A 19,520-nucleotide genomic window follows, 5' to 3' on the forward strand; every position below is an offset into this window, starting at 1 on the left:
CACGATTATATGGAAAGCGCCCGTTATGATGCACCTTTTAGACGAGTCAATGATTTTATTCTACAACATCACTTGCACGAACTGCATGTGACCACTCGCCTAGATAACTGTACTCTCATGGCAAATTCATTTGGCATCGACTACCGTTGGCCACTCTGGGATGTGCGTTTAGTACAGCAATACCTTTCCACCCCAACCATTGAAAAAATTGGCCCTAAAGGCATGGGGCGCTATCTGCACCGCCGCGCAATTACTGGCACAGTGCCCAATAAAGTGGCTTGGAAGTCTAGTAAAGACATGGGCTATGGTGCTCAGCATGTAAAACGACAGCAAGCAGCGATTGCTAAGCCACCAGTATTGATGGATTTACCCCCTGACATACAAGATTTGTTGGATCCGTTTAAGTTTGCACAATGGCAGCACTGGAGTACTCAAAATGCCTCTGAAGCTAACGTCACTGTATTAGATAGAGTATCGATTGAGAAAAACAGTCAAGCGTTAAACTGGCTAACAAGATGGTAATAACTTTACCCATCTGTTATACCCGTAATATTTTACTATTATTAATAGCAATGACATCCAGCGCTATTCATAGGGTTTGTTGTCTAACGTAGAACTTATTGAGAGGAGACGATATGAAATCATCTGTAGCAAAGACTGAAATGGTTAAAGATTCAGGAAAGGACACAGAGACTAAGCGTCCATATTGCCCGCCAATGTTAAAGAATCTCACTTTGGGCGATACACGTGCGAAAGCGAATCAAACCACCACTGAAATCTCTCTTAATTCGGGAGTAGCTTCCTAAGTTCAGAGGTACGGCTAGATTGAAAAGTCCAGATCCACCATGGCGTTTGGGCAGTCGCAGCTAATTAGCTGCGACTGTTTTGTTTTATGGGAATAAATAGCCGTTGCATTTGCGGCGCATATACCACCTGTTGCTTTAGCCCAGCCCGCCGATAAGCCATACCCTCCACTGCGTAAGATAGCGTCGCACCACCGCATTGGTTGTGCTTGCTCGTGAAGCTGAGCTAAATGCCGTAGCAGTTGGGTTAAGGTCCAGGCAACAGGTAACAGCATTGTTTGGCAAATACTCTGGTAATAGTGATAAACAACAAAACGTGCAACAAAACGATAATGATTGCAGGCGGTTTGTGTGGCTCTTACAACGGCTTTTAACCTGCCATGTCCTTTGATATGGGGATAGCGTTGGTTCAGTAATGGGGCTAAATATCGATATAACTGTTGCTGCCATACTCGCTGTTGCGCGGGACTCTTGATTTGAATAGATGACAGCGCTGCCGCCAAAAATACATAGGCATCAGTAATTACTAAAATTACTAAGCGAAATTTGTATGGTTGTAGCTAATCGTTATTAAGTTCATTATGTTATGCTCTTTGCCGGTATTCCTCACTCAATCACACTATTTTTAACGCTAGCTCAGGATACTCTCTAGCTCAGGATACTCTGATTTCATGTATTACTCCGCTTACCAACTAACCATTGCCAGTGAGTTGCCCTTACCAGAACTTGTACCTGTTAATGGCACACAGACTGACGTCACAATTCGCTTTGACAATGTTGCAAAAAACGGGCTAGCAGACGGAGAACAATTGGGACCATTTTTATGGGCAGCTCCCAATACACTGTGGTTGCAGGTACCGAACGTTGCCCGTTTTTTAGTGCGCAATGGTAACGAGATTATTATTGACCCTGCTGATGGCATTGATGACGATAGTATTCGGGTGTTTTTGTTAGGTTCCGCGTTCGGAGCCTTGCTGTTCCAACGTGGCTTGTTGGTGATCCACGGCAATGCAGTGCGCATTGGTGATGAATGTTTAATTTGTGTAGGACCGTCCGGCGCAGGTAAATCGACTTTAGCCGCTGCGTTTATGCAACGTGGGTTTGATGTGCTGGCGGATGATGTGGTGCCGGTAAATGATGCGGGGTTGGCGCTGCCAGGATTTCCGCGGATTAAATTATGGCAGGATGCAGCGGAGCAATTTGAGATTGTCACTGATGACTTACGCCGTATTCGCCCCGAGATGAATAAGTTTAACCTGCCGGTTAATGGTGTAGTGCAGCAAGCATTACCGATCCGTTGGATTTATATTCTAGGTAGCGACCATATCGATGAAATCACCTTTGAAGCTATCAACGGTATGGCGAAATTTATGCCACTGCAAAACAATACTTATCGCGCTAAGTTCCTCCATGGGATGCAACTAAAACCGCAGCATTTGAGTATGTGTGGCAAGTTAGCCAGTAAAATCCGTTTGTCACGGCTAACCCGACCTAAATTAGGATTTACCGCCAATGCGATGGTGGATGCCATTCTCAAGGATATTGAGGTTAACCCATGAGTAGTCTCTATTGGTTAGCATCCTACCCAAAATCTGGCAACACTTGGTTTCGTGCTTTTTTGCAGAACTTACTTGAAGATGGCGATAAGCCCGTGGTCATTGATGAACTCAGCACCGGCAGTATTGCCAGTGCGCGCGGCTGGTTAGATGAAACCTTAGGCTTTGATACGGCAGATTTGACTCAAGATGAAATCGATGCGCTGCGCCCCAGTGTGTATAACTGGCAACATGATGCGACTGAGCTTGGTTACCATAAAATTCACGATGCATACACTATGGTTGACGGCGGTACGCCTATTGTCGGTGTTGCGGGTACTAAAGGTGCGTTGTACATCGTACGCAATCCGTTAGATGTAGCCCCTTCCTACGCTAACCATTGCCAATGTTCGCTGGATCAAGCCATTGAACATATGGGCAACCCGCAGCACTGCATGGCACAAAATAAACGCCGTTTAACCAGTCAAGTGCGGCAACAACTGTTGACGTGGTCTGGGCATGTGCGTAGCTGGTTAGATGCACCGCAGCTTAACCGCTTAGTTATCCGCTATGAGGATATGCTCAATCATCCGTTAGCTACCTTTACGGCAGCTTGCCAATTCTTGGAGTTACCGCTTGATCAAGCGCGCATAAAAAAGGCAATCGCCTTTAGTGATTTTAAGGTGTTATCACAACAAGAAAAGCAACACGGCTTTAAAGAGCGCCCTCCACAAACGCAGCAGTTCTTTCGACAAGGTAAAAGTGGTGATTGGCGAGATAAACTCACAGGGGAACAAGTGGCGCGGATTATCCAAGACCATGGTGAAATGATGCGGCGCTTGGGGTATTTAGATGTGAATGGTCAACCTTTGGTCACACCACGCCCATGGTGCGAGCTTTCAGTTGATGTTGAACGCCGAGGTGATGGTGTTGCATGCGTTAATCAATAGACTCAAGCAACTGTCTATGCGCCGCCACCCCCATGGTTTGCTAAGTTGGCGTTATTTACTGCCACAATTATCATCGCCGTTAATGCAACACCGAGCTTATTGGTGGCATAGTTGCGGGACTCGTTCGCGGCTGTTGTGGGGGCTGTGGCAGTTATATTTATGGTTACGTTGGCTCGCATTCAGCAGTTGGCGCGCGAGTTATCGCACGGTGCAGTTGCATGGGCCTCATGTCAAAAAGCAACACAACATAAGTCAATGGCAGCAATTTTGGCGTGTGCAAGCATTAGCCTGGCGCTGGTGTATTCCGCCTGCGGCTGCGTATCGTTTCCAATTGTACCGTTATCCTGAGCGAGCACTAGAGTACGTCTATGATATAGAAGTGGGGGCTTATCATCGGTTACAAAGTGAAGCGCTAGGACTCACTAAAAAGTCGCTACAGCTGTTGCAAGATAAGCAACGACTAGCCGAAAAACTCACGCCTTTGGGAGTAACCATTGTGGATGGCTATCCCGTGGCATTTCGCAGCACTAATAAGTTAATCGATACGCTCGCTGGCGATGGGAAATTTTTTTAAAGACACGCAGTGGCAACCAGGGTATTGGCGCGTTCGCTGTAACAGCAAAAAATGGTCAATTGCAGGGAAAACCTTTGCTGGCGAATTATTATCTGATAGCAACGCAGTGGAACACGCATGGCAGCAGTTGTTGCAACTCGACGATGCACTGATCCAGCCGCTGCTGACAAATCACCCTGCATTACAGACATTAACCCCGGCTGATGAAGCCATTACCGTGCGTGTGATTACCCAATGGCATGAGCAACAACTAAGGGTGTTCACCGCATTCATTGAAGTACCGTTTCAAGATATACAACGCACAGTTTACAGTGTGTTGCCGATAACTTCGGCGGGTGATTTTGCGCGTTATCCGGCAGAAATTCTGGATGAGCAAGTGGCACAGCGGGCAAATACCTTATGGCAGCAAGCACAAGCAATTGGCCTATTACCCTTTTGGTCTCAATTAATAGAACAAAGCATAAAAGCTCATCAGCCGTTCTCTGATGTCAAAGCCATCGCTTGGGATTGGGTAGTCACAGCAACGGGGGCGTGATGTTGGAAGGTAATACTGGATGGGGCACCATGATGCCACAACTCATTCATGGCCCGTTTCTTAGTAAGTAAATAGCTCAGACTTTTTTCCATATAAGTGCCAGTCCCGATAAAAATTTACCAGGGGTAAAGGCCAGCGATAGCATCAGTAGCAGAGCGAACCAGCGCATGAGATTGCCAGCCCCGCAGATTACCCCAAAACGTCCCAGCAGGTACGCCAAGGACAGTGCCAGATGAGTACCAACCACAGCAATAGCAACGGTGCGCCATTTCTGCCGCTCAGAAACCAGACATGCCGCGCCGCCCGCCAACAGAGTTCACAACAACCCAACCACAACTTATTTACCATTCACGCCACCTAGCAACCATTCATCGCAAACTCAAGCAGCACATTTTGCCACTGCATAAGCTCACTCTGTCATTCATTACAGGAACAGACTTATGCGAACGTTCATTTCATTGATTTTGGCAACGCTAATATTAGGCAATGTCATCAGCGCTGAGGCCGCCCCCTCTGCCGCATTAATTGCCGAATACAACCAGGCGGCCGCCAAAGGCGATATGGGCAGTGTGTTACTCAAACTTGAGCAGCTGAAACAGCAACAAGCTGATGATCCGCTAACGCTAGTGTATTGGGGCAGTGCTAAGACCATGACAGCCAAGGATGAATTCTGGCCTTGGTCAAAATACCAATGCGCTGAAACCGGCCTGAACGCTATCGACAAATCACTGGTGCTGTTAGCTCAGGCACCTAATGATGAGCGGCGGCTGGGGCTAGATATTCGTAGCCTTACCCAGGCGTTAGCAGCGGTAACCTATACGGCGGTACCCAAAATGTTTAACCGTTTTGAACGCGGTTACGATCTATTTATCACCCTACTCGCCTCGCCGCAATTTCAAGCGGTTCCGGCTGAGTACACGGCATGGATTTACCAACGCGCTATCAGCGCCGCCCTCGTCGCCAAAGACTTAGCACGGGCGCAACAATGGCAGCAACAGTTGGCTAAACAAGCGCCAACACATCCTCTGACGCAGACAATGGCAGCCATGATTGCCAAAGCCAAAGGAGAGTAATCATGTTGCGTTTTGACAATATCTGTAAAAGTTATCGCGCGGGTAAGCAAACGGTAGCGGTACTCAAGGGGGTAACCGGCCAGTTGGCGATGGCGGAAATGGTCGCCCTATGTGGCCCATCCGGCTCCGGCAAGAGTACGCTCTTGCAGATCTTGGGAGCACTGGATTTACGCTATCAAGGTGAAATCCAATTTTCCGGACAAGCCTTCCCACGAACCGTACACAAGGCGACATTGCTTAGACGGCAGCAGCTCGGTTTTGTGTTTCAACGCTTTAATCTAGTGCCAGTGTTAACCGCCGAAGAAAACGTGATGCTGCCGTTACAACTGCGAGGCTGGCCGTTGAATAAACAGCAACAAGCAGCACGCGACATGCTGGCTCAAGTTGGCTTGGCACCACAATTACGGCAAAAGCCCGCTGAACTTTCTGGCGGCCAACAACAACGTGTAGCCATTGCCCGTGCCATGGTCAGTCGCCCAGCACTGGTGATTGCTGATGAACCGACCGCCAGTTTAGACACAGGATCAGCCACCCAAATTATCAGCCTATTACGAGAACTCTGTCATCAGCATCGCAGTGCTGTTTTAGTGGCAACACACGACCCACGTATGGCTGCCAGCTGTGATCGCATCATTCAGCTGCAAGACGGCTGCATTGCGGCGGAGAATGCCGCATGAACGCTTTTCAATTACAAGCTATGCGCCTTGCCTGGCGCAATCTGTGGCGTAATCAACGCCGCAGTCTGCTGTCACTGCTGGTGATCGCCATCGCCATTTTTGCAACAACCGCCATCGCCGGTTTTGGGCTAGCCACATACCAGTCCCTTGAACAGGCCGCTATCCGCGCCAATGGTGAATTACTGTTGAACCGTCCTGGCTACCTGAAAGAACAGGAAGAGACGCCATTAGCCGAAGGGATCAACGGCAGTCAGCAGTTGACCAAACAGTTATTGGCGCGCGCCGAAGTGACACAAGTCGAACCTAAGGTACTGTTTTCTGGTTTGATCTCTAACGGACAAAAATCCGCAATCTATCTTGGACAAGGCGTATCCCCGAGTTTGTTTGATCTGCAAGGGCCGATGCTAACCGTCAGCCAGGGGCACGCGTTGTTACCTGCGGACTCACCACGTTTCAATGCTGATGAACCACAGATTATGCTCGCCAGTGATTTAGCACAGTCGCTCAAGCTGAAGGTGGGTGATTGGGCCACGCTGATGAGCACCACCAGCAGTGGAGCGCTCAACGCCATGGACGTCAAAGTGTGCGGTATTTTCAGCACCGGCGTACCTGAGCTAGATAAACGTCAGTTGTTTGTGTCGCTCAGCACCGCCCAGTCATTACTGATAAGCGATAGAGTCAGTACCCTATCGGTCTACTTGCAAGATAGCAGCCAGACCGCCGCCATGAGCCAGTGGGTAACCGATGCATTAAACAGCCCCCAACAAATGCTGGAAGTTACCCCTTGGTATGAAAGTGCATTTTTCTATCAAAAAGTAAGGGCGCTGTACGATCGTATCTTCGGCGTGATTGGCTTCATTTTAGCGCTTGTGGTGTTCGCCGCGCTGTTTAACACGCTCACTATGTCAGTCACCGAACGCACAACCGAGATTGGCACACTGGCGGCCATGGGCGCTTGGCCGCGGGAGATCATTGGCGGTTTTATGCGTGAAGCAGCATTGCTCTCACTACTTGGCGCATTGGTTGGAGGTTTAGCAACTGCGGCGCTGAGTCTGAGTTTGCTGCAACTTAACATCCAGATGCCACCACCACCGGGGCGGACTCAGGGATATCCGCTCACCATTTTATTCTCTGTCGATATGTGGCTTGCCAGCAGTTTACTGGTACTGCTGGTGTGTGTGCTGGCCGCTTGGCTGGCCGCCCGTAACGGCGTAAAGAAACCGATCACCGAGGCACTGACTTATGTGTAACTTAGCGAATCGCAGCAGTCTTCGTTTACTCGCCAACGGGCTGATAGTCCTGCTCTGGCTAACCAGCAATGGCCTCCAGGCCGATGAAATCGATGCCAACGCCATGCTTATGGCAGCCGATCATTATCGCCTTGACAGTGAACAAGCGCGGGTTGTGACCGAAGTTAGCGAGTACGAGCAACAACAGCTTATTAATCAACGCCGTTACCATGTGTATCTCGACGGCAATAACTCGCTGGTGATGTTTAAATCAGTGGCCGAGCTGGGGCAAAAGATGCTGATGCTCGGTCAACAATATTGGCTGATCATGCCTCGCAGTAGCCGCCCGATCCGGATCACCCCCATGCAAAAACTGCTGGGGCAAGCCTCCATTGGTGATATTGCTACCTTAACCTGGCATCGCGACTATGACATAACGCAAGTCACCGCAACTGAGCTGACCCTTAACGAACAACAGTACTCGTGTTACCAGTTACAGCTAAGTGCTAAGACCGATAGCAACAGTTACCAACGCATCACCCTATGGCTAGATAAACAAGATAATTTTCCGTTGCAGGCCGCCTTTTACCTGTCTTCAGGAAAACTGGCCAAAATGGCACAGTTTCACGCGGGCGAACTTAACGGCCAACGTCGGGTGGTCACTATGCGGCTCAGCGACAAACTGCAACCGCTCAAAACCACCGAAGTGCAATATCTCAATATTAGTCACCATCCGTTGCCCGCCAGTTACTTTAATCCGGTGTTTTTAACCCGCACCGTGTTGGAACAGTTGTGATGCGTTGCCAGTTATTAGCTGGATTACTATGTTTCGGCACTTTTGGGGGAGGAGCTGCGGAATGGCAATGGGATTGGCAAAGCGGCATTGCCGTTGAGGACACCCGCGCGACCACCTTTTTTGCTGACGTTGATAATGACGCCCAGTGGCAATCATTGTTATCACTACAGCTCACAACAGGTGCTTGGCGTAGTACCGGTAGTGTGCAACACAATCAAGCAGTGAATAGTAGTGAGCAGCAAAGTCATGCCACACTGAGTTCTCTTTACTGGCAGCAAAGCCTGAATGCACAAGCCGATTGGGAACTCACGCTCGGGAAGCTACAACTGGATTGGGGCGTTGGCTACGGTTATCGGCCATTAAATATTTTTAGCGATTATCAGCGTCATCCGGTGGGGATCCAAGTGGAGCAAGGCGCGCAGGTTGCCATGCTGACGCGATTTACCAGCGATGGCACCTGGCAATGGCTTACCAGTCGCTCGCACCATTCATCATTAGATACGAGTCAAACCCAGCAGGGGCTAGGCCTGCGCCGTTACTGGCTAACCGATGCGAATGAATGGCAAGCGCTCGTGTACTGGGATCAACAACGTCATTGGCTAGCGGGAGCTTCGCTAGTAACGGTAATAGGTGAAAGCCTTGAACTGCACGGCTCAATGTTATATCAGCAGCAATATACTCGCCTGAAATTAACAGATTTGACGCCGGGAGCAACAACCGTAGCAATACAACGGCAAACTCAGCAGCATAGCTGGCAAACCCTGTTAGGCTTTACTTGGGCTAGTAGCCATGGTGTGCAGTTGATTGGTGAATATTGGTACGATAGCCGCAGTTGGTCAAAAGCGGACTGGCAACGAGCACAACAACAAGCGCAGTTTTGGCAACAACCCTGGCAATCGAGCAGCACGCAACGCAATGCCGGTCTGTATGCCATCGGCTATAGCCACACCAATATTCTGCAACATACCGTGTTATTGCATCTGGCGGCCAATTCGCGCTTTTGGCGACAATTCACTACGGCATTATCGCCGTTAACCATAAGCATCGACTGCTTGTATGGCCCCAGCGATGGCAGTGTCGTACTGACACCCAGAGTGCAATATCAACTACTGGATGGCCGCAGCAGTTTAACGCTGTCATTGTCATGGCGCTATTATGGTGGTCAGCCGTCAGCGGCATTTGCTAATCTGGGCCAACAAAGCGTGACTTGGTTTGGACTCTCTGGACGTTTTTGATGACCCATATTTTTGCTCAGCCACGGCACAATCTCGTTATCCGCTTAGTGGTGATCACCTTGGCGTGTAGTTTGATTGCGGCATTTACCTACTCAGTTTGGCCGGGAGATTTTCTCAACCATCTGCTCATTAGCTTGGGTTACGGGATTGCCGCCTTCTTATCTTCCGCCGTTCTGGGCTATCTATTGCCACATTTTCATCAACTGGGTCGCGCACTACTCAGTATTGTATTAACGCTGCTACTCGGCAGTATCAATGCGGCATATTGGATCCTTGGCAGTTGGCAATGGCAGCATCTTCCTAAGTTATTTCCAGGCATGTTGCTGGCGCTGACCATCACCGGGGCGCTCACTTTTGGTTTTTACTTCTTTGAGCAAAAGTTTCGTATGCAGCAAGCGTTAGAAGTGGCCAAACGTCAGCAGGCTGAGCAACAACAAGCGCTATTGTTGGCCGAGCTTAAGCAGCTACAAAGCCAGATTGAGCCACATTTTTTGTTTAATACGCTGGCAAATATTAACGCCCTGATCAGCCTAGATCCCAATAATGCACAACAACTGCTTACTCGGTTTACCTCGCTACTGCGGCGCAATTTGCACAGCAGCAGACAATTAGTCGGCACCCTCAATGATGAATTAGCACTACTGGAAGATTATCTGGCGATTCAGCAAATGCGCTTAGGCGACAGACTCACTTATCAATTTGCCATTGCGGATGGCTGTAACCACCTGCCATTTGTGCCCATGTTACTGCAACCTTTAGTCGAAAACGCAATAGTGCATGGCATCGAGCCGAGCAGCCACGGAGGCCACATCACTATCAGTGCCACATTACACGTACAAACATTACAACTCGTCATTAGCGACAATGGCGTGGGTTTTGGCAATGTCCCGACCATATCGGGTCATGGTGTTGCACTCAGTAATATCCGCCAACGACTGCACCACTTATTTGCCGGGGCAGCCAACTTGCAGTTGCAACCGCAGAGTCCGCATGGGGTAATTGCCACCCTATCTCTACCGTTAACACCATTAATGCAGCTCAGCGAGAGGAGCTAATACCATGTCTCAGGCCATAACCGCCATCATTGCCGATGACGAGCCATTACTCAGGTTTCATCTTAAACAGATGTTAGCCGAGGTGTGGCCGCAACTGGAGATCAGCGGCATGGCCGAAAATGGCGCGCAAGCGCTAACACTTATCGCTGAGTTACAACCTGATGTGGTGTTTTTGGACATTCGGATGCCGGGTTGCGATGGTTTGGCCGTGGCCAGCAAACTCTGTCAGCCGTCACTAGCACCATTACTGGTATTTGTTACCGCCTTTGACGAGCACGCCGTTAATGCCTTTGAAAAAAACGCGGTGGATTATCTGCTAAAACCGGTGACAGAGCAGCGCCTAGCCCACTGTTGTGAGCGGCTACAAAACCGTTTGCGCAACAACAATAACCTCGATTACCAACAGTTACTGAGTCAGCTCAGCTCGCAACTACAGCAACCACCCGCGGCCAATTACCGCAAGTGGTTAAAAGCTAGTAAAGGCGATGATATTCACCTGATCGCTACAGAGCAGATCCTATATATCCGAGCAGAAGATAAATATCTCAGTCTGGTGGTTAAGGAAGGAGAACAACAACAAACTTATTTGCTACGGCAATCGTTACGCCAATTATTAACGGAATTAGATCCAGAACAGTTTTGGCAAATCCATCGCGCCATCGTCGTCAACGTGGCACGGATCGGCAAAGTGCGCCGCACTTTTAGCAGCATGGAAGTCATTATTGCCGACACGGCACTGCCAGTCAGTCGTGCCATGCAAAAATTTAAAAATTAATTCGAAGACAGTGCTACGGCAACGCCATCTGGTAAAACCAGCGACGAGAATGACTTATCTTAATAATACCCTCAATAGAGTAAACCGTAGCCCAGGTATTTCTCATGGACAGATGACAGGTTCGCTATCAGGCATAAAAAAACGTACACACCCTCATCTGGAATATGTACGTTTCTGATCGCCCCCAACATCCATAACTAACCACAACTAAACAACATGTTAGCGGTGAGCAAATAAGAAGCTGTAGAGATATGACCTCAGGCCACAGTAACCTTGGCAAACTTACGTTTACCCACTTGGAATACCGCGGTGATACCCGCAGCGAAGTGCTGTTTGCTGTCATCCAACCGCTCACCATCCATCTTCACCGCGCCTTGCTTAATCATGCGCAGAGCTTCAGATGTAGATGCCACCAGCCCGGCATCTTTCAGCAGATTAGCCACCGCAACACCTTCGGCCCCGGCAGTCACAGTGATCTCTTCGATATCCTCCGGCAAAGCACCTTTCTGGAAACGGTCGATAAATGCCTGATGCGCGGCCTCGGCAGCGGCTTCACTATGGAAGCGGGCAATGATCTCTTTTGCCAATAATATCTTGATATCACGAGGATTGGCACCGTTATTCACATCGGTCTTGAACTGTTCAATTTCGCCTAGAGGGCGAAATGACAGCAACTCAAAATAACGCCACATCAGTTCATCAGAGATAGACATTAACTTGCCGAACATCTCGTCAGGAGCTTCGCTAACACCGATATAGTTACCCGCAGACTTGGACATCTTTTTAACGCCATCAAGCCCTTCCAGCAATGGCATCATGATGACGGCCTGTGGCTTCTGTCCTTCAGCCTTTTGCAGTTCACGGCCCATCAACAAGTTAAACTTCTGATCGGTGCCCCCAGTTCTACATCGGCGTGCAAGGCCACAGAGTCATAGCCTTGCAACAAGGGGTACATAAATTCATGGATAGCAATTGACTGGCCCGCAGCGTAACGCTTTTTAAAATCGTCCCGTTCCATCATCCGCGCAACGGTTTGCCGTGATGCCAGACGGATCATCCCAGCCGCACCGAGTTGTTCCAGCCAGCTGGAGTTGAACTCAATCCGGGTTTTCGCTGGGTCGAGGATCTTATAAACCTGCTCTTTATAGGTTTCGGCATTGGCCAATACCTGTTCCCGAGTCAGCGGTGGGCGGGTACTGTTCTTACCGCTTGGATCACCCACCATCCCGGTAAAATCACCGATGAGGAAAATCACCTCATGACCAAGTTCCTGGAAAGTGCGCAGCTTATTCAGGATTACCGTGTGTCCCAGATGAATATCGGGTGCGGTTGGATCGGCACCGAGTTTAATCTTCAGCGGGCGCCCTTCTTGCAGTTTTTCAACCAGATCAGATTCCAGCAGAATTTCTTCTGTCCCGCGTTTAATCTCTGCCATTACCTGCGCTAAATCAGCCATTTTGCCAACAACTCCCAAGGCACTTCAAAATCAAAGAGACTTATGTTACTTGTTAGCCAGCCTAATTTAAAGTGTGTAAACTGGTGCGCAATGCCCAAGTTTGACGATTTGGTACCGGGGTCAATGGCAAAACTTATAACACTGTTGCAACTACTGCCGAAAAAACACCAGATTCTGCTCTGTATTCTCGTTGTCTTCGCTTTTATCGTACTGATATTTCCCGCTGATGATGCCTCGGCTTCTCGCCAAACACCTGTGGCTAACAGCAATATCCGCTACGAGGTGCCGCTGGCATTCCGTACGCCGGAGGCGCCATCAGCCGTGGAAACTTCTGAAAGTGGCGAGCCCGAGGAGTCTGAAGCGGCCGCCGAAGCCATTACTTCGGAGATCACCGACGAAACCCAACAAGCGCTGGAACCCAAAACCGATACCAAACCCAGTGCGATGGCCGAGCTGGAACATTTTGATATCAAGCAAGGTGACACGCTGGCGGCCGTGTTCAACCGGGCGCAGCTGAGTGCTCGTGAAGTCTATGACATCACCCAACTGCCACTGGCCAAACAGAATTTAATCAAAATCATACCGGGTGAAGAGATCATCATAGGTAAAGATGGCAATGGCGCATTACAGGAACTGCGCTACCAGATAGATGCCATCACTACCCTGATCATTTTAAAGAATGGTGAGGGTTATCAAGCCAAGGTGACCAACAAAGATGTGGAAAACCGGCAGCAGTTTGTCAGTGCCGAAATCAAAAGTAATTTCTGGAACGCTGGAGTTGATGCTGGACTCACCCCAGCGCAGATCATGCAACTGGCGACCATCTTTGGCTGGGATGTGGATTTTGCATTGGATCTGCGTGCTGGCGACAGCTTTGCCCTAGTCTATGAACAGGAATATGCCGATGGTGAGTTTTTACGCAACGGTAATATTATGGCGGCAGAATTTATCAACCAAGGCCAGCGTTACACCGCCGTGCGTTATACCGATGGTAACTATTATTCGGCGGATGGCCGCAGCATGCGTAAAGCCTTCTTGCGCTCGCCGGTAGACTTTAAGTATGTCAGCTCTAACTTTAACCCTAAACGTCTGCATCCGGTTACTGGCTTGGTGCGCCCACATCGGGGCGTGGATTATGTGGCCGCCATAGGTACGCCCATAAAAGCGGCGGGTGATGGCAAAGTGATTGAAGCCAGTTATAACCAGTACAATGGCAATTATGTGTTTATCAAACACAATGACACCTATACCACCAAGTATCTGCATTTAAACAAACGCAAAGTCAAACGTGGCGATAACATCAAGCAAGGGCAAATTCTCGGGACGTTAGGGCGAACAGGCCGAGTGACCGGCGCCCATCTGCATTACGAATTTATCGTCAACGGTGTTCACCGTAATCCGCGCACCGTTGACTTGCCGAAGGCTTTGCCTATCGCCACCAAAGAAAAGGCTAAATTTATGGCTATCAGTAACCAGCTCATGGCAACGATAGCCCATAATCAACAGATCAGAATTGCCAGACAATAACGGAAATATGCACATGAAAACCGCTTATTACATCGGACTGATGTCAGGCACCAGCATGGATGGCGTAGACGCTGCACTGGTGGATTTTTCGGGAAACAAACCTAAACTGGTGGCCCATCATACAGAGGATTATCCCGAGCATCTGTACAAAGGGCTACAGCGGTTGTGCCAACCCGGCAACGACGAAATCAATCGCCTGGGTCGCCTTGATCGCACGGTAGGGAAAACATTTGCGCAAGCAGTCAAACAACTGCTGGCAAAAGCGCACATTCCAGCTTCAGAGATTATCGCAATCGGCAGCCACGGCCAGACGGTCAGACACATGCCCAATCTTGAAATAGGCTTTACCTTGCAGATAGGCGATCCCAACACCATTGCGGCAGAAACCGGTATTGATGTTATTGCCGACTTTCGCCGCAAGGATATCGCGCTGGGGGACAAGGCGCACCGCTAGTTCCCGCGTTCCATCAACAGGTTTTTGCCGAAGCTGGCGTTACTCGGGTGATCCTCAACATTGGTGGCATAGGTAATGTCACGTTTCTGCCTGGCGACAGCCGCCAAGTGCTAGGATTTGATACCGGTCCCGGCAACACGCTTGTCGATGCGTGGATCCAGCAGGTGAAACAGGAGCCATTCGATCACAATGGTCTATGGGCTGCCAGCGGTACTACCCATCAGGGATTATTGCAGCAGTTGCTATCTCATCCCTATTTCTCACAGGCCTATCCCAAAAGTACCGGGCGCGAGCTGTTCAATCAGGCGTGGCTGGAGCAACAGTTATCTGAATTTGGTCAGTTGAGTGAAGAAGATATCCAGTCAACACTACTAGATTTGAGCTGCTACAGCATCGCCAATGACATTCGCAAACTATGCACCCATGGTGAAGTTTACGTCTGCGGCGGCGGTGCCCTGAATAAAACACTGATGCAACGACTGACAGCGCTATTACCGCAACACCATTTACTGTCGACTGCCGCGCTTGGCGTAGATCCCAAATGGGTTGAGGGCATCGCTTTTGCGTGGTTGGCACTACGTCATGTTGAAGGCTTACCAGCCAATCTGCCAGCGGTCACTGGCTCTTCCCGAGAAGCCGTGCTGGGTGCTAGATTTCCGGCAAAATAATAGTGTGGATGCTTTATCATCTCACACCACAGTGGTAGCATGCGCCGCTTCAACAGTTGACAGGAATTAATGCTGTGAAAGCTGAAACTTCCACGAAAAAGGCCCCGAAGATGTCACCGGATAAACGCTTTGACTACATGATTGAGCAAGTCCGTGAGAAAAAGAGTTATGGGTGTTACATGACGATAATGGCTGCGTAATGCTGACCACAGATGAAGAAGACTGTATCCCGGTTTGGCCTAGCGAAGACGCCGCCACAGAGTGGGCCCAGGAAGATTGGCAGGATTGCCAAGCGCTAGCGGTCAGCCTCAAAGACTGGCAGGAGCGCTGGACGCCCGGTATGGCCGATGATGATCTGCTGGTAGCCGTATTTCCACTGGTTGACGATCTGGGGGTGGTAGTGTCCCCTTATGAGTTCGACGAAACTCTCTCGCCCAAAAAATCACACTGAGTTGCTGATGACCGCGCCCACTAAAACGCCCTTACCGAAACGTTTATTAGCGCTGATGCTGGTATACGCAATACTGGCACTGAGTGGGCTGTTTTATGGCCGCGGAGTTATCCTGTCGCTGTTAACCTTGATGATGTTACTCGCCATCATGGCACGTCATAAGGCAGGTTTATGGCTGTTACGGGGTTACGCTATCATCGGCCTTGTAGGCAGCACATTGCTGCCATATCTGCTCGACATTAATCCACAATTACAGCAACAGTTGCAGCAAAGTGCGCTGTGGCACTCTCTGGACAGCATCCCCGGGTGGTTAAGTGTGGGATTATTGATCGCACTGACCATGCTACAACTGTGGCTGGTGTTCAGCGCTAAGGTCAGTCATTTTTTCAAGCGGGAGATCAACTTCAATATCATGCAATAACAGATGTTGAGGTTGAAAAAACGATAAAAAAACCGTCCATCTGGACGGTTTTTCGTGTCACTGGCAATCAAACCGAGAAACTGGCACCACAGCCACAGGTGGTTTTAGCATTCGGGTTTTTGACAAAGAAGCGCGAACCTTCCAGCCCGGAAGTGTAATCCACTTCGCCACCCACCAAGTACTGCAAACTCATGGGGTCAACAATCAGCTGTACCCCTTGTTTTTCCACGGTCAAATCACCATCGTTGATCTTTTCATCGAAAGTAAAGCCGTACTGAAATCCTGAACAGCCGCCACCGGTCACATAAACCCGCAGTTTAAGTGCACTGTTTTGTTCTTCTTCCAGCAAAGCTTTCACTTTTGCAGCCGCCGCATCAGTAAAACGGATGGGCATTGCTGATTCAGCTTGTTCAGTCATTATTACCTCTTACATCTGGTTGCTGTGGCGAATTATCTAATACCTGACTTTCTTGTTCAAGTATTATGCTGGAGTCTTTTTCCCCAGTCAGTAATTCGGGCACACTATAATTCTGTTCGGTTTCACCGCCTTTGCTCCAACGGCTAGCAGGGACAATCACTTTTGCCAAGATCCGTTGCAGTTCAAAGGATTTGGGGAGCACAAATTCGCTTTCGACGACCTGAAAATACTTAAAGTTGAAATTAAGTTTGCCTTTACCAATCAAAGATTCAAGATTGATTTCAGCTTCTTTACCCGCCTTAAGCCCTTGCAATATCACTTCGGCACGGCCTTTTAACGACTGCTTACGTTTCTGCAGTTGAGTCAGTATCAGGCGTAGGCGATAACTTCCAGCCTTATGCCCCGCTTGTAACTCCATCCCGTTAATTGCCACACCATCAACATTATTATCTGGTGCCATAATGCTGCGGTAAAAGGCTAGTTCTCGCTCCAACTCCTGTTGCTTTTGATGTTGTTTGGTAAACATCTCCTGCATCTGTTTATTGGACTCTTTTGCTAGCTGTAATTCAAGGTTGCGACTGGCCAATATTTGTGACTGGCCAGTCAATTCAGCTCTCAATTGATTGATCTTATTAATATTAGATTTATTTGAAGTGGGACTATTATCCTGCCATAACGACAGCGATAACGCGCCGACAGCAAACGCAATCACTAGCAATGCCAGCAAATATAAGGAGGATGGCCGGATACTTCGCTCAAGCAACTGCAGGCGAAATAACCAACGGTGATATCTTGCCATTATCTTACGGCCCCTTTATGCAATTATTAGTAGGAAGAACGACAGTAACCGCTGCTAAATGTGGCTGTTGGCAATAAAAATTAAAAAGTATGCCGACAATAACGGAACACAAAACAGGATTCTACGGACTTATAGGCTTGCTGGCGAGTCTTCCACAAACCCGCAGTTGCCTCGCAGCCGTATCACAATCTTACGATTTATTGGCAGTATCGGGCTGATCTTCGGCGTTGTTTAACGCTACATCCGCAGCCACCGCAGTTGCTGCCGCCTCCGCGGGTTCAGCTTCAACAGTAACAACATCTGAGGTAGCAACACTGGCGGCCGCGTTAGCTTCTGCCGCTTTGGCTGCCAATGATTGTTGCAGTAAAGCCGAGTACAAAGGACTGCCACCCAATGCTTGGGCAATAAAGGTTGCCCCCAAACAGGTAGCGAGTAAAGGTAGAATTAACTGGTAGTTATCGGTCATCTCTACCACCAACACTATCCCGGTAACAGGCGCGCGCACCGTAGCAGCAAATAACGCCCCCATGCCGGCCACCGCATAAACACCGGGTTCAGCAACTAAACCAGGAAATAATCTTGCGGCGATAATACCGTAAGCCAGCCCCAGTAACGTTCCCAATGCCAGCATTGGCGCAAACACACCACCTGGTGCGCCAGAAGCAAAACAGCCTAGCGTCGCTAGCATCCGCAGCGCGAACAATAAAACCAAGATTGCCCACGCCATAGGCTCACGCACAAAATCTGTAATAAGTGCGATACCACCACCTGAAAGTGCTGGCACATAAAGCTGAAAAAACGCAAATACGCCGCCGAATAACGCCCCGGTTAAGGTCACTCTCAATAAGCGGTGATTATGGTATTTTTAAAGGCGGCCGTTGCCCGCAACACCCAGCGGTTGAAATAAATCCCCACAATACCGAAGATAATCCCGAGTACGACAAACAGCCACAATGAAGCAAGAGGCGGAATTTTAAACGTCGGGATGTCCATCACCGCGTCCTGCCCACGGAAGAAACGTAGCACTATGGTGGCCATCAGGGTCGCCAACGTGATGCATTTAAACGAGGTAAAGTTATAGCGGAATTGTGGCCGCATCTCTTCGACGATAAACAGGATCCCTGCTAATGGGGCGTTAAATGCTGCTGCCAAACCAGCCGCAGCACCAGAAGCAGTTAACACATGTGGCGCATATTGAAAACGTTTAGCCGCTTCGGCACACATACGGCCAACTGCCCCACCGATTTGTACCGAAGGGCCTTCGCGGCCTAACACCATGCCGGAACTAATGGTACATACCCCGGCGATGAACTTGACCGGCAACACCCGCCACCAGCGAATATCATGTAACCCATCAAGGGCACCTTCAACATGGGGAATGCCACTGCCTGAGGTCTCGGGAGCAATACGTGCCGTCAACCAAAACCCCAACGCCGCAACGATGGCTCCGGCAATAATGACCAAAATTGCCGTTATCCACGCGGGCAGTCCTAGATCATCAAAATAATGGATACGGTAATCCGCCATAAAATGAATGGCGATTTCGAACAGAGATACGATCAGACCCGCAATCGCCCCTACCAACGCAGACAACGCCAATAACACCAGATAATCTGGGTGCGTTGTAAAATAGTTAGAACTTAAACGCAGTCTGAGTTGGGTTCCCGGGTGGAAGTGAAAATCTGGAAACTTAGGCATGTGTCTGGATACTTAGCTGTTAGTCAATTTGCCGGAAACGAGGCCGTCACAGGATGCAAGCGGCCGACTAATGCTAAGGCATACACGGTTAATTCTCCATTTTTTTATGTAATTGCATTAGCTTTCTGTGGTGTAGGCAACATCCAGAACCCTATAGCAGCAAAATATTTCCAGGTAAAAGTGCCAAATATTTACTTGATTGGTGCTAGCCATTTGTTTTTATTGCCATATGCTATTTTTTAGCCGCGATAACAAGCCATTTATCCCAATGTTGCTAACAGTAGTGTTTAGGACAACTTTATGTAATTTTCCGAGACAGATCATTTTCATGATTAGGGTCATCTGTTATAGTTTCGCCTCAGCCAAACACCCTATAACCTCTGTGTCTCAG

20 protein-coding genes and 3 pseudogenes are annotated in these 19,520 nt (G+C 49.1%); 17 read left to right on the plus strand and 6 right to left on the minus strand.

Annotation, left to right across the window (positions count from 1 at the left end):
- Positions 1-9 precede the first annotated feature (9 nt).
- The 6 genes from KHX94_RS02435 to KHX94_RS02460 all read left to right on the plus strand — a co-directional run bounded on the left by KHX94_RS02435 (position 10) and on the right by KHX94_RS02460 (position 4,397).
- Positions 10-522 (plus strand): asparagine synthase-related protein, encoded by a 513-nt coding sequence (locus KHX94_RS02435; protein WP_213682230.1) that lies wholly within the window; start codon positions 10-12, stop codon positions 520-522.
- A 113-nt stretch (positions 523-635) separates the two neighbouring features.
- Positions 636-806 carry a hypothetical protein gene (locus tag KHX94_RS02440; protein ID WP_213682231.1) on the plus strand — a complete coding sequence of 57 codons (171 nt, stop codon included), beginning with the start codon at positions 636-638 and terminating at the stop codon, positions 804-806.
- A gap of 668 nt (positions 807-1,474) precedes the next feature.
- Positions 1,475-2,362 (plus strand): hypothetical protein, encoded by an 888-nt coding sequence (locus tag KHX94_RS02445; protein WP_213682232.1) that lies wholly within the window; start codon positions 1,475-1,477, stop codon positions 2,360-2,362.
- Positions 2,359-3,288: a sulfotransferase domain-containing protein gene (locus KHX94_RS02450; protein WP_213682233.1), complete on the plus strand. Its 930-nt coding sequence runs from the start codon at positions 2,359-2,361 to the stop codon at positions 3,286-3,288. Before KHX94_RS02445 ends, KHX94_RS02450 begins: the two co-directional genes overlap by 4 nt.
- Positions 3,245-3,862 carry a hypothetical protein gene (locus tag KHX94_RS02455; RefSeq protein WP_213682234.1) on the plus strand — a complete coding sequence of 206 codons (618 nt, stop codon included), beginning with the start codon at positions 3,245-3,247 and terminating at the stop codon, positions 3,860-3,862. The genes KHX94_RS02450 and KHX94_RS02455 overlap by 44 nt, the downstream gene beginning before the upstream one ends.
- Positions 3,846-4,397, plus strand: a complete 552-nt coding sequence (locus KHX94_RS02460; RefSeq protein ID WP_213682235.1) for a hypothetical protein — start codon at positions 3,846-3,848, stop codon at positions 4,395-4,397. Before KHX94_RS02455 ends, KHX94_RS02460 begins: the two co-directional genes overlap by 17 nt.
- A gap of 76 nt (positions 4,398-4,473) precedes the next feature.
- Here KHX94_RS02460 and KHX94_RS02465 read toward each other — a convergent pair whose 3' ends face one another.
- A complete protein-coding gene (locus KHX94_RS02465; RefSeq protein WP_213682236.1) occupies positions 4,474-4,707 on the minus strand; it encodes a hypothetical protein in 234 nt (77 codons plus the stop codon).
- A gap of 130 nt (positions 4,708-4,837) precedes the next feature.
- Here KHX94_RS02465 and KHX94_RS02470 point away from each other — a divergent pair, with 130 nt between their 5' ends.
- Genes KHX94_RS02470 through KHX94_RS02500 form a run of 7 tightly spaced genes read left to right on the plus strand, consistent with a single transcriptional unit; the run spans position 4,838 to position 11,237 of the window.
- Entirely contained in the window at positions 4,838-5,470 is a 633-nt protein-coding gene (locus tag KHX94_RS02470; RefSeq protein WP_213682237.1) for a hypothetical protein, read from the plus strand.
- A 2-nt stretch (positions 5,471-5,472) separates the two neighbouring features.
- On the plus strand, positions 5,473-6,147 hold the full coding sequence (locus tag KHX94_RS02475; protein WP_213682238.1) for an ABC transporter ATP-binding protein: 675 nt from the start codon (positions 5,473-5,475) through the stop codon (positions 6,145-6,147).
- Positions 6,144-7,397, plus strand: a complete 1,254-nt coding sequence (locus KHX94_RS02480) for an ABC transporter permease (protein WP_213682239.1) — start codon at positions 6,144-6,146, stop codon at positions 7,395-7,397. Before KHX94_RS02475 ends, KHX94_RS02480 begins: the two co-directional genes overlap by 4 nt.
- Positions 7,390-8,172 (plus strand): outer membrane lipoprotein-sorting protein, encoded by a 783-nt coding sequence (locus KHX94_RS02485; protein ID WP_213682240.1) that lies wholly within the window; start codon positions 7,390-7,392, stop codon positions 8,170-8,172. The genes KHX94_RS02480 and KHX94_RS02485 overlap by 8 nt, the downstream gene beginning before the upstream one ends.
- On the plus strand, positions 8,169-9,407 hold the full coding sequence (locus KHX94_RS02490) for a hypothetical protein (protein WP_213682241.1): 1,239 nt from the start codon (positions 8,169-8,171) through the stop codon (positions 9,405-9,407). Before KHX94_RS02485 ends, KHX94_RS02490 begins: the two co-directional genes overlap by 4 nt.
- Positions 9,407-10,462, plus strand: coding sequence for a sensor histidine kinase (locus KHX94_RS02495; protein ID WP_213682242.1), 1,056 nt, complete (start codon positions 9,407-9,409; stop codon positions 10,460-10,462). Before KHX94_RS02490 ends, KHX94_RS02495 begins: the two co-directional genes overlap by 1 nt.
- A gap of 4 nt (positions 10,463-10,466) precedes the next feature.
- The gene (locus tag KHX94_RS02500) at positions 10,467-11,237 is read left to right on the plus strand and encodes a LytR/AlgR family response regulator transcription factor (RefSeq protein ID WP_213682243.1); all 771 of its coding nucleotides are present in this window, start codon (positions 10,467-10,469) and stop codon (positions 11,235-11,237) included.
- Between the two features lie 257 nt (positions 11,238-11,494).
- Here the strand turns inward: KHX94_RS02500 and tyrS are convergent.
- A pseudogene (gene tyrS / locus KHX94_RS02505) lies at positions 11,495-12,693 on the minus strand (tyrosine--tRNA ligase).
- Between the two features lie 123 nt (positions 12,694-12,816).
- On the opposite strand from tyrS, the gene KHX94_RS02510 reads away from it, so the two are divergent.
- The 4 genes and pseudogenes from KHX94_RS02510 (at position 12,817) to KHX94_RS02525 (ending at position 16,214) form a co-directional block, all read left to right on the plus strand.
- The gene (locus KHX94_RS02510) at positions 12,817-14,220 is read left to right on the plus strand and encodes a peptidoglycan DD-metalloendopeptidase family protein (protein WP_213682244.1); all 1,404 of its coding nucleotides are present in this window, start codon (positions 12,817-12,819) and stop codon (positions 14,218-14,220) included.
- A gap of 13 nt (positions 14,221-14,233) precedes the next feature.
- A pseudogene (locus tag KHX94_RS02515) lies at positions 14,234-15,342 on the plus strand (anhydro-N-acetylmuramic acid kinase).
- A 110-nt stretch (positions 15,343-15,452) separates the two neighbouring features.
- A pseudogene (locus KHX94_RS02520) lies at positions 15,453-15,793 on the plus strand (DUF2750 domain-containing protein).
- 7 nt (positions 15,794-15,800) lie between these two features.
- Positions 15,801-16,214 carry a hypothetical protein gene (locus KHX94_RS02525; RefSeq protein ID WP_213682245.1) on the plus strand — a complete coding sequence of 138 codons (414 nt, stop codon included), beginning with the start codon at positions 15,801-15,803 and terminating at the stop codon, positions 16,212-16,214.
- A gap of 67 nt (positions 16,215-16,281) precedes the next feature.
- Here the strand turns inward: KHX94_RS02525 and erpA are convergent, their stop codons facing one another.
- From erpA to clcA, 4 genes are all read right to left on the minus strand, one after another.
- Positions 16,282-16,632 carry an iron-sulfur cluster insertion protein ErpA gene (gene erpA, locus KHX94_RS02530; RefSeq protein WP_133038015.1) on the minus strand — a complete coding sequence of 117 codons (351 nt, stop codon included), beginning with the start codon at positions 16,630-16,632 and terminating at the stop codon, positions 16,282-16,284.
- Positions 16,625-17,431 carry a DUF6776 family protein gene (locus KHX94_RS02535; RefSeq protein WP_213682246.1) on the minus strand — a complete coding sequence of 269 codons (807 nt, stop codon included), beginning with the start codon at positions 17,429-17,431 and terminating at the stop codon, positions 16,625-16,627. Before KHX94_RS02535 ends, erpA begins: the two co-directional genes overlap by 8 nt.
- Positions 17,432-17,621: 190 nt before the next feature.
- Positions 17,622-18,269 (minus strand): chloride channel protein, encoded by a 648-nt coding sequence (locus KHX94_RS20920; protein WP_280529607.1) that lies wholly within the window; start codon positions 18,267-18,269, stop codon positions 17,622-17,624.
- A 2-nt stretch (positions 18,270-18,271) separates the two neighbouring features.
- Entirely contained in the window at positions 18,272-19,129 is an 858-nt protein-coding gene (clcA, locus tag KHX94_RS20925) for a H(+)/Cl(-) exchange transporter ClcA (RefSeq protein WP_280529608.1), read from the minus strand.
- Positions 19,130-19,520 lie beyond the last annotated feature (391 nt).

It is taken from the genome of Shewanella dokdonensis, from assembly GCF_018394335.1.
GTDB classification, from domain to species: domain Bacteria; phylum Pseudomonadota; class Gammaproteobacteria; order Enterobacterales; family Shewanellaceae; genus Shewanella; species Shewanella dokdonensis.

Bases quoted from the DNA above. Each gene is read 5' to 3' on its own strand.
- KHX94_RS02435 (WP_213682230.1), top strand. From the start codon at position 10: ATGGAAAGCGCCCGTTATGATGCACCTTTTAGACGAGTCAATGATTTT.
- KHX94_RS02440 (WP_213682231.1), top strand. From the start codon at position 636: ATGAAATCATCTGTAGCAAAGACTGAAATGGTTAAAGATTCAGGAAAG.
- KHX94_RS02445 (WP_213682232.1), top strand. From the start codon at position 1,475: ATGTATTACTCCGCTTACCAACTAACCATTGCCAGTGAGTTGCCCTTA.
- KHX94_RS02450 (WP_213682233.1), top strand. From the start codon at position 2,359: ATGAGTAGTCTCTATTGGTTAGCATCCTACCCAAAATCTGGCAACACT.
- KHX94_RS02455 (WP_213682234.1), top strand. From the start codon at position 3,245: ATGTTGAACGCCGAGGTGATGGTGTTGCATGCGTTAATCAATAGACTC.
- KHX94_RS02460 (WP_213682235.1), top strand. From the start codon at position 3,846: ATGGGAAATTTTTTTAAAGACACGCAGTGGCAACCAGGGTATTGGCGC.
- KHX94_RS02470 (WP_213682237.1), top strand. From the start codon at position 4,838: ATGCGAACGTTCATTTCATTGATTTTGGCAACGCTAATATTAGGCAAT.
- KHX94_RS02475 (WP_213682238.1), top strand. From the start codon at position 5,473: ATGTTGCGTTTTGACAATATCTGTAAAAGTTATCGCGCGGGTAAGCAA.
- KHX94_RS02480 (WP_213682239.1), top strand. From the start codon at position 6,144: ATGAACGCTTTTCAATTACAAGCTATGCGCCTTGCCTGGCGCAATCTG.
- KHX94_RS02485 (WP_213682240.1), top strand. From the start codon at position 7,390: ATGTGTAACTTAGCGAATCGCAGCAGTCTTCGTTTACTCGCCAACGGG.
- KHX94_RS02495 (WP_213682242.1), top strand. From the start codon at position 9,407: ATGACCCATATTTTTGCTCAGCCACGGCACAATCTCGTTATCCGCTTA.
- KHX94_RS02500 (WP_213682243.1), top strand. From the start codon at position 10,467: ATGTCTCAGGCCATAACCGCCATCATTGCCGATGACGAGCCATTACTC.
- KHX94_RS02510 (WP_213682244.1), top strand. From the start codon at position 12,817: ATGGCAAAACTTATAACACTGTTGCAACTACTGCCGAAAAAACACCAG.
- KHX94_RS02525 (WP_213682245.1), top strand. From the start codon at position 15,801: ATGACCGCGCCCACTAAAACGCCCTTACCGAAACGTTTATTAGCGCTG.
- erpA (WP_133038015.1), bottom strand. From the start codon at position 16,632: ATGACTGAACAAGCTGAATCAGCAATGCCCATCCGTTTTACTGATGCG.
- KHX94_RS02535 (WP_213682246.1), bottom strand. From the start codon at position 17,431: ATGGCAAGATATCACCGTTGGTTATTTCGCCTGCAGTTGCTTGAGCGA.
- clcA (WP_280529608.1), bottom strand. From the start codon at position 19,129: ATGCCTAAGTTTCCAGATTTTCACTTCCACCCGGGAACCCAACTCAGA.